The following is a 13,261-nucleotide window of genomic DNA, read 5'->3' as shown; positions in this document are numbered from 1 at the left end:
GCTCGTCGCTGGCCATCGACCTGATCTCGATTCTTCCTGCTGCGTCGCTTGAACCGTCGCGCTTACAGCGATAGCTCTCGGTTCGACGCCTTCAGGAATTCTTGCTTCAGCGCCTCGAACGTATGCACAGCCGGGAATTGCGGAAACTCGCGGATGACGTTGTCCGGTGCATGGAAGAGGATGCCGGCGTGCGCCTCGGACAGCATGGTGGTGTCATTGTAGGAGTCGCCCGCCGCGATGACGCGGTAGTACAGGCTCTTCAGCGCGATCACTGACTGCCGCTTGGGGTCTTTCTGGCGCAGCTCGTAATTTACGACACGCCCTGATTCGTCAGTGATCAGGCGATGGCAAAGCAGCGTCGGGAAGCCCAGCTGACGCATCAGCGGCTGCGAAAACTCATAGAACGTATCCGACAGGATCACAACCTGGAAGCGCTCGCGCAGCCAGTCGACGAACTCGACGGCGCCGTCGAGCGGTTTCAGGGTCGCGATGACGGCCTGGATATCCGACAATTTCAGACCGTGCTCGTCAAGGATGCGCAGCCGCTGCTTCATCAGCACGTCATAGTCAGGAATGTCCCGCGTGGTCGCCCGGAGGGATTCGATTCCAGTGGCCTCGGCAAAGGCGATCCAGATTTCCGGAACCAGCACACCTTCCAGGTCAAGACAGGCTATTTCCACGGGCCACTCCTTAAAGCAGAAAAATTGAAGCGGCACTCTAACGACAAGGGCGGAGCGGTGCAACGCGACGCCTTATTCACTAAAGTTAGGCGGCGCCTCAGCAAACGTTATTTAGCGTCATAAAGCCTATTTGTTACCATCCGCGGCCAGCAGAGCGCCCAAGCGCCAATCAAGGAAGCCGCCTGATGACTCACCAAATTGAAGTAGCCGAGCTGGCCGCGGCCTATGCCGGCAAATCCCCGCAAGAGATTCTCAAGCTCGCCTTCGACCTCTTCGGAGATGACCTGTGGATTTCGTTCAGCGGCGCTGAAGACGTCGTGCTGGTGGACATGGCCTGGAAACTGAACAAAAACGTAAAAGTGTTCAGCCTCGATACCGGCCGCCTGCACAGCGAAACCTACCGTTTCATCGAGCAGGTGCGAGAGCACTACGGCATTGCGATCGAGATCATGACGCCCAATCCTGCCCTGCTCCAGCCGATGATCAACGAAAAAGGATTGTTCAGCTTCTACCGCGACGGCCATGGCGAATGCTGCGGCATACGCAAAATCGAGCCGCTTCGGCGCAAACTGTCCGGCGTTCGCGCCTGGGCCACTGGCCAGCGCCGCGACCAGAGCCCAGGCACTCGCAGTCAGGTTTCGGTGCTGGAAGTCGACAGTGCTTTTTCAACGCCTGAACACACACTGTACAAATTCAACCCCCTGGCGCAGATGACCAGCGAGGAAGTCTGGGGCTATATCCGCATGTTGGAAGTGCCTTACAACAGCCTGCACGAGCGTGGCTTCATCAGCATCGGCTGCGAGCCTTGCACACGCTCGGTACTGCCGAACCAGCACGAGCGCGAAGGCCGCTGGTGGTGGGAGGAATCCACGCAGAAAGAATGCGGCCTGCACGCCGGCAATCTGATCGCGAAGCAGTAAAGACAATCAAAAGCGGCAGCCTTGGCTTGAGGCGTGCCGCTGCTCTTAATAGGTCGGCAACTCGACGTTCTGGAACAATTCGTCCAGCTCGACCTTATTTCGGCATTGCACGGCTTTCTCGAGCATTTCTCGATCGAGATGCGGTGCGAAGGTTTCGATGAAATCTGCCATGAAGCCACGCAGAAAGGTACCGCGGCGGAAGCCAATCTTAGTGACGCTGGCTTCGAACAGCTCGCTGGCATCCAGCACCACCAGATCCGGATCAAGCTTGGCATCGACCGCCATCCGCGCCACGATGCCTACGCCCAATCCCAGCCGAACATAGGTCTTGATAACGTCTGCATCCGCCGCCGTGAACACTACCTTGGGCGATAAGCCCCGGTGGCTGAATGCCTCGTCCAACTTGGAGCGCCCGGTAAAACCAAACACGTAGGTCACGATTGGATGCTCCGCCAGCGCGTCCAGGGTGAGCTTGTCCAGTTCTGTCAGGGGATGTCCCTGCGGCACGACTACGCAACGGTTCCAGCGATAGCACGGCATCATCACCAGATCGCCGAACTGCTCCAGACCTTCGGTGGCGATGGCAAAATCCACAGTCCCGTCAGCGGCCATTTCGGCAATTTGCATGGGTGTGCCTTGATGCATATGCAAGGAGACGTCGGGGTACTGTTTGATGAAGGTGCGGATCACCTGCGGCAAGGCATAACGAGCTTGCGTGTGAGTGGTCGCGATACTCAATGTGCCACGCTTCTCGTTGGAGAATTCCTGGGCGATCTGTTTGATGCTTTCGCATTTGCGCAGGATTTCGCCGGCTGTGGTGATGATTCGTTCACCAGCCGGAGTAACTCTGGTCAGATGCTTTCCACTGCGAGCGAAGACTTCGACACCCAGCTCATCTTCGAGCAATCGAATTTGCTTGCTGATGCCAGGTTGAGAGGTAAACAGGCTCTGCGCCGTTGCCGAGACATTGAGGTCATGATGCGCCACTTCCCAGATGTAACGCAGTTGCTGAAGCTTCATAGAGATCCCTCAAAATGCCAATGGCGCTTGAACGCCACCTTTTATAACTTCTGCGCCAGAAAATCGGAATTCTAGGTCATTTCCGTATGTATCGCTCGTAGCATCCAGACGACGTCACGTTGCGGCAACCTTTGCAACGTAGAGTGTGATCGCAGCCAGAGACGCCGAGGCCGCGAGCATTAAAGGATATCGCGGCGTCGTTTGAGCGTAGCAGCCCCAAGAAAAACTACCGCGCCGAACGCCTGCCGGACGGCCGATAGAGGCTACCCTAAGTGTGTTGGCTAGCGGGCTGCGCGCCCAGCAATAAAGCATAAGGCCTGGTACAGAGCCTCGGTCTTGGGCATCGCAAACCCGGCATTCGCAGCTGCGGCCAGCGGAGCGGCATAGATCGCATCGAGCTCCAGAGGGCGCCCGTGCGCATGATCGTGATACATGCTCGGCAGATAGTTGGGCATATGATCAGTGGCCATCATCATCCGATCCACGAGCACGTCAGGTAGCGGATGACCACAAGCCGCTGCGGCTCCACAGGCTTCAAGCATGATTGACCTGACCAGCGCTCGACTGTCCGGATTGGACATCAGGGGTGCCGTGCCGGCATCGAGAAGCACGGAAAGACCGTTATACGGTACGTTCCATACCAGCTTCTGCCAGCGTGCCTGCGCCAGATTGTCGGCCGCGTTGGAATCGACTCCCGCCGCGCGGAACATCGCCACGCCCTCTTCGACCAGCGCCTGCTGTTGCTCCACGGTTGCAGCCGAACCCGAGTGATAGCCAAGGTTGACCCCGCCAAGCGCCTGATGCTCGACGACGCCTAACGCCGAGCGGTGCGCGCAGATGAAACAGAGGCCACCAAGCAGATGAATGTTGTTTGGTAGAACCTGACGCAGGTCCCCCTCAACCCCCAGACCGTTCTGCAAGACCACAACCTTGGCATCCTCTCCCGCCGCCTCCACGATCAACGGGGCCAGCTCTGGATTACTGGTGCTCTTGGCGCCAACCAGCAGCCAATCACACTTCGGCATATCCGCAGCGCTGCGATAGGCCTTCATCGCATCCAGATGCAACGGGCCATGAACCGTACTGTTTATCCGTAGCCCGTTCTGCAGGACCGTTTCGTATTCGCTGCGCAGTAGAAAGTGCACGTCATAGCCAGCGCGGGCGAGCATCACGCCATAAAAGCCGCCAATAGCACCGGTACCGATGATTCCGATTCGAGGGTTGGGTGCGGTCATGCAGGAACTCCATCTACGGTTCAGTGGGACGCCATTAATGGCGCGCTTGCAGTCGCCACCTTATCAGCGTCCCAAGGCAGCGCCCAGCCGCGGCGAGCGGTCCGCTTTCGGGGCGCGAACCTACATTGAGCACACCGCAGTGCCGTCCGGCTTCAAGATTATTGTCGAGGCGAGGCAATACGCGATAAGGTTCCGCTCCCCGCTGCGCCCAACGCCCCGCTCCGCCGCACCGGGATGGCTGGCGGACGACTCACGTGACCCTGACGAGTGACAGATGGCTGATCTACCAATCGACGACCTAAACGTTGCATCCAACGTGACCCTCATCACGCCGGAGCAGCTGAAGCGTGAACTCCCGCTGACCGCCACGGCATTGCAGACCGTTTCACACGGGCGCCAGGTTGTCCGCGACATTCTCGACGGCAAAGACCACCGCCTGTTTCTGGTAATCGGTCCCTGCTCCATCCACGATCTCAAGGCCGCGCATGAGTATGCCGAACGCCTCAAGGTCCTGGCGGAGACGGTGTCCGACAGCCTGTTTCTCGTCATGCGGGTGTACTTCGAGAAGCCACGCACCACCGTCGGCTGGAAAGGCCTGATCAACGATCCCTACATGGACGACTCGTTCAAGATTCAGGACGGCCTGCATATCGGTCGCAAGCTGCTACTGGACCTCGCCGAGATGGGGTTGCCTACCGCCACCGAAGCGCTGGACCCCATCTCACCGCAATATCTGCAGGACCTGATCAGCTGGTCGGCAATCGGCGCCCGCACCACTGAATCCCAGACACACCGCGAGATGGCCTCAGGTCTATCCTCTGCAGTGGGTTTCAAGAATGGTACGGACGGCAGCCTGACCGTCGCCATCAATGCGCTGCAATCCGTTTCCAGCCCGCACCGTTTTCTCGGCATCAACCAGTCCGGTGGCGTATCCATCGTGACCACCAAGGGCAACGCCTACGGACACGTGGTACTGCGCGGTGGCAATGGCAAGCCAAACTATGACTCGGTCAGCGTGGCGGTGTGCGAACAAGAATTGAACAAGGCTGGCGTTACCCCCAACATCATGGTCGACTGCAGCCATGCGAACTCCAACAAGGACCCAGCGCTACAGCCTTTGGTCATGGAAAACGTGGCCAACCAGATCCTCGAGGGGAATAACTCAATCGTCGGGTTGATGGTGGAAAGCCATTTGGGCTGGGGTAATCAGCCTATTCCAAAAGACCTGTCGGACCTGAAGTACGGGGTATCCGTCACCGACGCGTGCATCGATTGGGAAGCCACCGAGAAAGCCATTCTTGGCATGCATGCAAAGCTGAAGGATGTATTGCCCAAGCGCGCCCGCGGCTGACGGCTATTTCTGGTTCGAGAAAACGCCGCTTGCCGGCGTTTTCCTTTTATTCACTTTCGATAGTATCCGTAGAGTTGCCCTGTCGCTCGATATACCGCTCTACGTACGAACAGGATGGAATCACCGTATAGCCTTCGCGCTTGGCGTAATCCAGCGCGTGCTGCGCCAGTACAGCTGCAACGCCACGGCCGCGGAGCGCATCAGGCACGAACGTCCGGTAAATATCCAGGGTCTGCTTACCCAAATCTACATAAGCCAGGTAGGCGCGATAGCCGTCCACGGTAGTTTCGAACTGGTGGCTCGTCCGGTCATGGTGGATGGTTAGCTTGTCGGTCATCTAGCCTCCTCAGCAGGCTTGCTGCCTTCAACTTGAGAGGTGCATGCGGAGCCCGCACATTCCCCATTTTCTTGTTTGTTTGACGACGCATGCTACCGCTATGTAAGACGTCGCTTCAATTGCTTAAAGCTAGTGATGCCCCTACGCCTGGGGTATTGATGCTTTTGATTTACGTAGCACTGCGAAGTGCAACTTTTCAGCATCCCGACTGGTCCATGTAACGAGTGCAACGCTGGTTCTGATTGTTTTTCAGCCAATCTGGCTAGCATATGCCGTGAAAGAATGAGCTTGCAGAAAAATTGTGGTAGCCGCTGCTTGCCTCAGTTTACTTAGCGCAACTAATCGGTAGTATGTGCGCGCCAACTTTCCATAACGGGAGTTGCCATGGATTTCATCCTTAAGGGGAACACGATGAACAACGTTCTGAAATTTTCTGCTCTGGCTTTCGCCGCAGTTCTGGCTACTGGGTGCAGCAACAGCATGACTCAGGAAGGCGAAGCCCGTCTGACCGCGACCGAAGACGCCGCTGCCCGCGCTCAGGCCCGTGCCGACGAAGCGTACAGCAAGGCCGACGAGGCTCTGCAGGCTGCTCAGAAGGCTCAGCAGACTGCTGACGAAGCCAATGAGCGTGCGCTGCGTATGCTGGAACGTGCCAGCCGCAAGTAAGCTTCAGGCGATAAAAAAAAGCCGGCCTGCTCCAGGTCGGCTTTTTTATGGGTGACGGATTAACCTCTCGATTTAGCAGCTGCTGTCAGAAGATCGGGTCGTCCTGACTGGCCAATGCCTGCCCCTGCTCGGCAATCTGAATCGGCAAGCCGTCTTCACCAGCAATGATCTCCCGCACCATTTCCCAATCCAGTTGCAGCACACCGGCCGCTTCATCACGCTGAAGCAGCGTATTGACCACTACGGCGTGCTTATCCATGAGCGTCATGTGCTTGTCTTCGTCTTGCAACGGCGTATGCGCCTCCAGATAGATCTTGCCTTGGCTCACACCGAACTTGTAGGGCTCGTCGATGATCCGCACCGCAGTGCCGACCTTGACCCGCCCGGCCAGCTCTAGCACGTTGTGATTTAGCATGCGGAAGCAACCGTGGCTGACACGCATGCCGATGCCGAACTTCTTGTTCGAACCGTGGATGAGGTAGCCGGGCATTGCCAGCGTCATCTTGTACGGGCCAAGCGGGTTATCCGGCCCCGGCGGAACGACTTTCGGCAGCGGATCGCCCTCGGCTGCGTGCTCGTCTCGAATCGACTGCGGCGGATACCAGGCAGGATTATTGGTCATTGCTGAAATGCGGGTATTGCCTACAGGCGAACCCCACCCCTCCCGCCCGATTCCAAGGGGAAAGGTGTGTACGACGTTTTCGCCCTTCGGGTAGTAGTACAGCCGATACTCAGCCAGGTTGATCACGATGCCTTCACGCGGACCGGGCGGCAGAATGAAGCGCGTCGGCAGGATGATGTCGGTACCTTCACCCGGCAGCCATGGATCGACGCCCGGATTAGCCGCAACCAGCTCCAGATAGCCCAGATCATGCGTCTCGCCCAGCGCCGCGAAGGTGTCTTCGTATTTGGCCTTGATAACCTGGATCTGCCCAACCACATCCTCGCCTTCCGGGGGCAACGGCAACTCCAGCGCAGCGGAGCGGCCGGCCAACAGCAAAGCAGCGAAGGACAAACAGGAGGCGACTACAGACGCACGCGAGAGCATCAGGGGTTCCTTGGAAAAATTGATCGTGTTGCCGGCGATTGTACTCGAAGCGATGGCGGCAGCCGAGCTACCAGGCGCTAACGGCAGACGAGAGGCCTTTGCGCTGTGCGCTCAGCGCGTCGCGGCATGCCGGACAGAGCTGGCGACTCTTGAGAGTAGAGCGCTCGACATCCTGCCAGTGCGGTCGCGCAGGCAGAAAACCGCCACAGAGCGTACGATCACCCCGGCCACTCAATTCGAGCTGACGCAACGCCAGATGCAGACGATTCTCGCGACAGGCGAAAAGGTCGAACTGCTCGTCCGGGACGATGAGGCGATAGGCAAATAGGGTCCAGGCTGGGCGCGGCATCTGAGGCTCCAATCGAGGGCCGCGACAGTAGCCGCGCGCGCACCTCAAAGCAAGGGTTCGAGCACTGGCCAGACGTTATCCAGCAGCCTCTGCTGCGCGCTGGCTGTAGGATGGATGCGATCGGGCTGCATCATGCCTTCGACCCCGCCTACGCCTTCAAGAAAAAACGGTACGTAAGGCAGTTCTTTGTCGGCGGCAAGCGAGTCGAACGCCTGGGCGAACGCCGTGGTGTATCGTTGGCCGAGATTCGGCGGCAACCGCATGCCCAGCAACAGCACCTTGGCATCTGCCTGCTGCGACATCTCGGTCATCGCCGCAAGATTCTGTTTCAATTGCGCCGGGGACTGACCACGCAGCCCATCGTTGCCGCCCAGCTCCAGAATCACCACCTCTGGCTCATGCTCATCGAGCAGCGCGGGTAGCCTGGAAAGCCCGCCGGCGCTGGTGTCGCCGCTGATCGAGGCGTTCACCACCCGATGATCCAACGCCTTATCTTCAAGACGTTGCTGAAGCAGATGGACCCACCCCTGGCTGGTTTCCAGCCCGAAAGCGGCGCTGATACTATCCCCGACCACCAACACCGTTCCCGCCAAGGCTCCCTGAGCCCAGCACAACAGCACCAGAACTCCACATTTCAGCCAATTTCGCATCGGAATCTCCATGAGCGCCAGCATTCTCTACGCCCGGAACCTTAGCAAAGCGGTACCCAGCGCGGAAGGCGAGCTGGCGATACTCGACGATGTGTCCCTGAGCCTGAACAAGGGCGACAGCCTGGCTATCGTCGGCACTTCAGGTTCCGGCAAGTCGACCCTGCTCGGCCTGCTCGCCGGTTTGGACCTCCCCAGTTCGGGCGAGGTGCGACTGGTTGACCATTCATTAACCGAACTGGACGAAGATCAGCGCGCCAGGGTGCGTGCTGAACATGTCGGCTTCGTTTTCCAGTCGTTTCAACTGCTCGACAGCCTTAATGCGCTGGAAAACGTCATGCTCCCACTGGAGTTGCATGGCCGCCGCGATGCCCAGACGAAGGCGACCGAACTGCTCGAACGAGTCGGCCTCGGCGCTCGCCTGCACCACTATCCTCGCCAGCTGTCTGGTGGCGAGCAGCAACGTGTCGCGGTCGCCCGAGCCTTCGCCGCGGAACCCAAAATACTGTTTGCCGACGAGCCGACCGGCAATCTCGATAGCCACACCGGCGCGAACATCACCGAACTGCTTTTCGAACTGAATCGGGAGCGTGGCACGACACTCGTACTGGTGACCCATGATGAGCGACTGGCACAGCGCTGCCAGCACCTGCTCCGCCTGGAAGGCGGCCGCGAACTGCGCGACGAGCAGACGCGATGAAGCGCGTGCCCGCCAGCCGACTGGCTGCCCTGGCGCTGCGCCAATTGTTACGGGACGCGCGCGCCGGGGAACTGCGCGTGCTGTTTTTCGCATTGCTGATCGCCGTCGCGGCAAGCACCGCCATCGGCTATTTCGGTGCACGCCTGAACGATGCGATGTTGCTGCGCGCCACCGAGTTTCTCGGTGCCGATCTGGTCTTGCGGGGCAGCGAACCCGCCGAGCCAGCGCAGGTAGAAGCTGGCCTGCGCCTACAGCTCGAGCACTCAGGTGTGGTGGAGTTTTCAAGCGTCGTCGCGACCGATGACAATCTGCAACTGACCAGCGTCAAGGCCGCTGACAGCCACTACCCACTACGCGGCGAACTGCGCAGCGCGGCGGCGCCTTACCAGCCGGAACAATCCGGCCCCGGCCCGCAGCCGGGCGAGGCCTGGGCCGAAGCGCGCCTGTTCGCCGCACTCGATCTGCAGATCGGCGACTACATCGAAGTCGGCAACAAGCTATTGCAGCTGACTCGGGTGCTGACTTACGAACCGGACCGAGTCGGAGATTTCTACAGCCTGACCCCTCGCGTCTTGATGCACCTCGACGACCTGGATGCGACCGGCGTCGTGCAGCCCGGTAGCCGCGTACGTTATCGCGAACTCTGGCGCGGCTCAGCGACTCAGCTCAAAGCCTATGAAGAGGCGATTAAACCTGAGCTGCAAGCGCATCAACGCATCGAGACAGCCAAGGACGGCAATCGCCAGATCGGTGGTGCCTTGGGGCGCGCCGAGCGCTACCTGAACCTGGCCAGCCTGGCCGCAGTGCTGCTTGCCGGTGTCGCGGTAGCCTTGTCCGCCGCTCGTTTCGCCACTCGCCGCTTCGACGCCAGCGCCCTGCTGCGCTGCCTTGGGCTGTCCCGGCGCGAGGCGCTGACGCTCTACACATTGCAGCTGGGTTATCTAGGCCTGGTTGCCAGCGTAGCCGGCGCGTTGCTGGGTTGGGCGGCTCAACATGGTCTGTTTATCCTGCTGCGCGACCTTGTGGTCAGCGAAGTGCCACCGGCCACGCTCTGGCCTGCTCTGGCAGGGATCGCCACAGGTTTGGTCGCCCTGGCTGGTTTCGCCTTGCCGCCGCTGGCTGCGTTAGGCCGCGTGCCGCCACTGCGGGTGCTGCGCCGTGACATGTTGCCGGTCCCACCTAGCTCCTGGCTGGTGTATGGAGCCGCGGTGTTAGCTCTAGGGCTGATCATGTGGCGCCTGAGCCTGGACTTGCAGATCACCCTGGCATTGCTAGGTGGCGGCTTGCTTGCCACCCTCGTACTCGGCGGGCTGCTGTTGCTGGCGTTGCGCGGATTGCGCCGCACCCTTTCGGGCGCCTCGCTGCGCTGGCGTCTCGGTCTTGGACAACTGCTCCGCCACCCGCTTGCGGCCGCCGGCCAATCACTGGCCTTTGGGCTGATTTTGCTGGCCATGGCGCTGATTGCGCTGCTGCGCGGCGAATTGCTCGATACCTGGCAAGACCAGCTACCAGACGACGCACCCAACCACTTCGTCCTTAACATTCTGCCGGCTGACCGCGATGCGTTCGCCGAACGTATCGAGAGCCTGTCGGATCACAGCGCACCCTTATATCCGGTGGTACCCGGTCGCCTGGTCGCGATCAACGGTGAGCCGGTACGTCAGCTGGTCAGCAAGGAAAGCCAGGGCGAGCGAGCGATTCGCCGGGACCTGAGCCTGACCTGGGCGGCTGAGCTCCCTTCCGACAACCATCTGACGGCAGGCCATTGGTGGGACGGTAAACGCAGCGAGCTACCGGGCGTTTCTGTCGAAGCCGAACTGGCCGAAAGTCTGCAGGTGGAGCTGGGCGACCGGCTCAGCTTCACAGTCGGCGGGCTGACCCGAGACGTCAGCGTAACAAGCTTGCGCGAGGTCAACTGGGACAGCTTCCAGCCTAACTTCTACATGATCTTCGAGCCGGGCACCTTGCAGGATGTGCCGGCCACCTACATGACCAGCTTTCACCTGCCCGAAGGCAAGGATCGCGAGCTGGTGCAGCTGGCACGAGACTTCCCATCGGCCACCATACTGCAGGTCGAAGCCCTGCTCAGTCAGCTGCGCAGCATCCTGGCGCAGGTTTCACTCGCGGTGGAATATGTGCTGATGTTCGTTCTGGCGGCGGGCCTGGCTGTACTGTTCGCGGGGCTGCAGGCGACGCTGGACGAACGCATCCGCCAGGGCGCACTTTTGCGCGCGCTGGGCGCAGAGCGCCGATTGTTGCTCAAAGCCAGACGTGCCGAATTCGGTGTACTCGGCGCGGCCAGTGGTCTGCTTGCCGCTCTGGGTTGCGAACTGGTCAGCGCCCTGCTCTATCACTTCGCCTTCGATTTACGCTGGCAGCCCCATCCCTGGCTCCTGCTGCTGCCACTGATTGGCGCGCTGCTGGTCGGTTCAGCCGGCGTGCTTGGTACGCGCCGGGCATTGAACGCCAGCCCACTTAGTGTGCTTCGCGAAAGCTAAGCCAGCGAAGCGCAAGTGCTTTTAGAATGTGCCTTTCTTGCCTTCCCCCGGATAACCCATGAGCCGCTATCGTCCTCCCCGCCCCGCCGGCACACCACTGATCACGCCCGAGGGGGAGGCACGGCTGCGTGCCGAGCTGCACGAGCTCTGGCATGTCAGGCGTCCGCAAGTCACCCAGGCGGTTAGCGAAGCAGCGGCACAGGGCGACCGCTCCGAAAATGCTGAATACACCTACGGCAAGAAAATGCTAAGGGAGATAGACAGCCGCGTGCGCTTTCTCACCAAGCGATTGGAAAAACTCAAGACCGTCAGCCAGAAGCCGAGCGATCCGGACAAAGTGTACTTTGGCGCCTGGGTGACCATAGAAGATGAAGAGGGTGAACAGGCCCGCTACCGCATCGTCGGACCGGACGAACTGGACCTGCGCCAAGGCTTGATCAGCATTGATTCTCCGTTGGCCAGAGCATTGGTTGGCAAAGCACTGGATGCCGAGGTGCAGGTGCAAACGCCAACCGGCCCGAAACTTTGGTACATAATCGGCATCGCCTATCCATGACCGAGCAGTTTTTACATGACTAACTAGTCGACATCCTTCTCGAACTTCTTCGATATGGTCTTTAACTGTCGAGACCATCACTTTCTTACCCACATCAGCGTTCCGTCCGGTAACAGGCGAATCGGCGCATTGCGATAGCTAAACGATATCAGCGACGCTGGGTGCGCCACGCCAGAGCGGACGCTCTCGATCATTGCGGAATTGGCACGATTGCTGCGCTTGTTCGGCGGCAGTACGCGCAGAGCGCGGTGAATGGCGAGGGAATGCTCAATGCCCGATTCACCTACTGATTGAGTGCATCCATGAATAACAAGAAGACGTTGATCGCTCTATGTCTCGGTGCCGCCATGGCCAGCAGCCAAGTGCATGCAGGCCTGTTCGGCTCGAGCGGCTACACCCAGACGCGTTACCCGATCGTCCTTTCCCACGGCATGCTCGGCTTCGACAGCATTCTGGGGATCGATTATTGGTATGGCATTCCGCATGCGCTTCGGCGTGACGGCGCGCAGGTCTATGTGACTGAAGTCAGCCAGCTCAACACCTCGGAACTCCGTGGCGAAGAACTGCTGGATCAGGTCGAGGAGATTGTCGCGATCAGCGGCAAATCAAAGGTGAACCTGATTGGCCATAGTCACGGCGGCCCGACAGTGCGTTACGTCGCCGCCGTACGTCCCGACCTGGTTGCGTCGGTCACGTCCGTTGGCGCACCTCACAAGGGTTCGGATGTGGCCGATCTGATCCGCAAGATTCCGGAGGGCTCTGGCGGCGAGGCCATCGTAGCCGGCCTGGTCAATACCATGGGCGCCTTGATTCACTTCCTCTCCGGCAGCCCGAGCACCGCGCCACAGAACTCGCTCGGGTCACTCGAATCGCTCAACAGCGAGGGCGCAGCGCGCTTCAACGCGAAATACCCACAGGGCATCCCGACCAGCAAATGCGGCGAAGGAGCGTACAAGGTCAACGGCGTGCGCTACTACTCCTGGAGCGGTACCAGCCCGCTGACCAATCCGTTGGACATCAGCGACGCCATGATGGGCGCCGGTTCACTCGCGTTCGATGGGCCCAACGACGGCTTGGTCGGGCGCTGCAGCTCTCACCTCGGCATGGTGATCCGCGATAACTATCGGATGAACCATCTGGATGAGGTCAACCAGGTTCTCGGGCTGACCAGCTTGTTCGAAACCGATCCGCTGACCGTATACCGTCAGCATGCCAACCGCCTCAAGAACGCGGGTCTCTGAGCTGCGGCCGGGG

Annotated in this window: 14 protein-coding genes; 7 read left to right on the top strand and 7 right to left on the bottom strand. The window is 59.8% G+C overall.

The genetic code is table 11. The features are described from left to right. Positions 1-62 precede the first annotated feature (62 nt). A complete protein-coding gene (thrH, locus tag V6943_RS17830) occupies positions 63-680 on the bottom strand; it encodes a bifunctional phosphoserine phosphatase/homoserine phosphotransferase ThrH (protein ID WP_131648925.1) in 618 nt (205 codons plus the stop codon). A 185-nt stretch (positions 681-865) separates the two neighbouring features. Between thrH and V6943_RS17825 the strand changes: the two genes are divergently transcribed. After that, the gene (locus V6943_RS17825; protein ID WP_197445122.1) at positions 866-1,600 is read left to right on the top strand and encodes a phosphoadenylyl-sulfate reductase; all 735 of its coding nucleotides are present in this window, start codon (positions 866-868) and stop codon (positions 1,598-1,600) included. Between the two features lie 45 nt (positions 1,601-1,645). Here V6943_RS17825 and cysB read toward each other — a convergent pair whose 3' ends face one another. Beyond that, entirely contained in the window at positions 1,646-2,620 is a 975-nt protein-coding gene (gene cysB / locus V6943_RS17820) for an HTH-type transcriptional regulator CysB (RefSeq protein ID WP_131648927.1), read from the bottom strand. 281 nt (positions 2,621-2,901) lie between these two features. Then, positions 2,902-3,855, bottom strand: a complete 954-nt coding sequence (locus V6943_RS17815) for a putative 2-dehydropantoate 2-reductase (RefSeq protein ID WP_340554908.1) — start codon at positions 3,853-3,855, stop codon at positions 2,902-2,904. A 274-nt stretch (positions 3,856-4,129) separates the two neighbouring features. Between V6943_RS17815 and V6943_RS17810 the strand changes: the two genes are divergently transcribed. Next, entirely contained in the window at positions 4,130-5,206 is a 1,077-nt protein-coding gene (locus V6943_RS17810) for a 3-deoxy-7-phosphoheptulonate synthase (RefSeq protein ID WP_340554907.1), read from the top strand. Positions 5,207-5,252: 46 nt separating this feature from the next. Here the strand turns inward: V6943_RS17810 and V6943_RS17805 are convergent, their stop codons facing one another. Continuing rightward, entirely contained in the window at positions 5,253-5,543 is a 291-nt protein-coding gene (locus V6943_RS17805; RefSeq protein ID WP_131648930.1) for a GNAT family N-acetyltransferase, read from the bottom strand. A gap of 411 nt (positions 5,544-5,954) precedes the next feature. Here V6943_RS17805 and V6943_RS17800 point away from each other — a divergent pair, with 411 nt between their 5' ends. Further along, positions 5,955-6,209 carry an Lpp/OprI family alanine-zipper lipoprotein gene (locus tag V6943_RS17800; RefSeq protein WP_131648997.1) on the top strand — a complete coding sequence of 85 codons (255 nt, stop codon included), beginning with the start codon at positions 5,955-5,957 and terminating at the stop codon, positions 6,207-6,209. A gap of 85 nt (positions 6,210-6,294) precedes the next feature. Here the strand turns inward: V6943_RS17800 and V6943_RS17795 are convergent, their stop codons facing one another. From V6943_RS17795 to V6943_RS17785, 3 genes are all read right to left on the bottom strand, one after another. After that, positions 6,295-7,257 (bottom strand): L,D-transpeptidase family protein, encoded by a 963-nt coding sequence (locus V6943_RS17795; RefSeq protein WP_181104084.1) that lies wholly within the window; start codon positions 7,255-7,257, stop codon positions 6,295-6,297. Between the two features lie 67 nt (positions 7,258-7,324). After that, complete coding sequence (locus V6943_RS17790) at positions 7,325-7,606, bottom strand: hypothetical protein (RefSeq protein ID WP_131651507.1); 282 nt, start codon at positions 7,604-7,606, stop codon at positions 7,325-7,327. A gap of 44 nt (positions 7,607-7,650) precedes the next feature. Next, positions 7,651-8,256 (bottom strand): arylesterase, encoded by a 606-nt coding sequence (locus V6943_RS17785; RefSeq protein WP_340554906.1) that lies wholly within the window; start codon positions 8,254-8,256, stop codon positions 7,651-7,653. Positions 8,257-8,266: 10 nt separating this feature from the next. On the opposite strand from V6943_RS17785, the gene V6943_RS17780 reads away from it, so the two are divergent. From V6943_RS17780 to V6943_RS17765, 4 genes are all read left to right on the top strand, one after another. Further along, positions 8,267-8,953, top strand: coding sequence for an ABC transporter ATP-binding protein (locus V6943_RS17780; protein WP_131651509.1), 687 nt, complete (start codon positions 8,267-8,269; stop codon positions 8,951-8,953). Then, entirely contained in the window at positions 8,950-11,451 is a 2,502-nt protein-coding gene (locus tag V6943_RS17775) for an ABC transporter permease (RefSeq protein WP_340554905.1), read from the top strand. Before V6943_RS17780 ends, V6943_RS17775 begins: the two co-directional genes overlap by 4 nt. A 58-nt stretch (positions 11,452-11,509) precedes the next feature. Continuing rightward, positions 11,510-12,007: a transcription elongation factor GreB gene (gene greB, locus V6943_RS17770; RefSeq protein ID WP_181104092.1), complete on the top strand. Its 498-nt coding sequence runs from the start codon at positions 11,510-11,512 to the stop codon at positions 12,005-12,007. A 302-nt stretch (positions 12,008-12,309) separates the two neighbouring features. After that, positions 12,310-13,248, top strand: coding sequence for a triacylglycerol lipase (locus tag V6943_RS17765; protein WP_181104094.1), 939 nt, complete (start codon positions 12,310-12,312; stop codon positions 13,246-13,248). Positions 13,249-13,261 lie beyond the last annotated feature (13 nt).

Source organism: Pseudomonas sp. CBC3, from assembly GCF_037967085.1.
Lineage (GTDB): Bacteria > Pseudomonadota > Gammaproteobacteria > Pseudomonadales > Pseudomonadaceae > Stutzerimonas.
The sequence above is the reverse complement of the archived record's forward strand: the minus strand, read 5'-3'. Positions and strand labels throughout refer to the sequence as shown.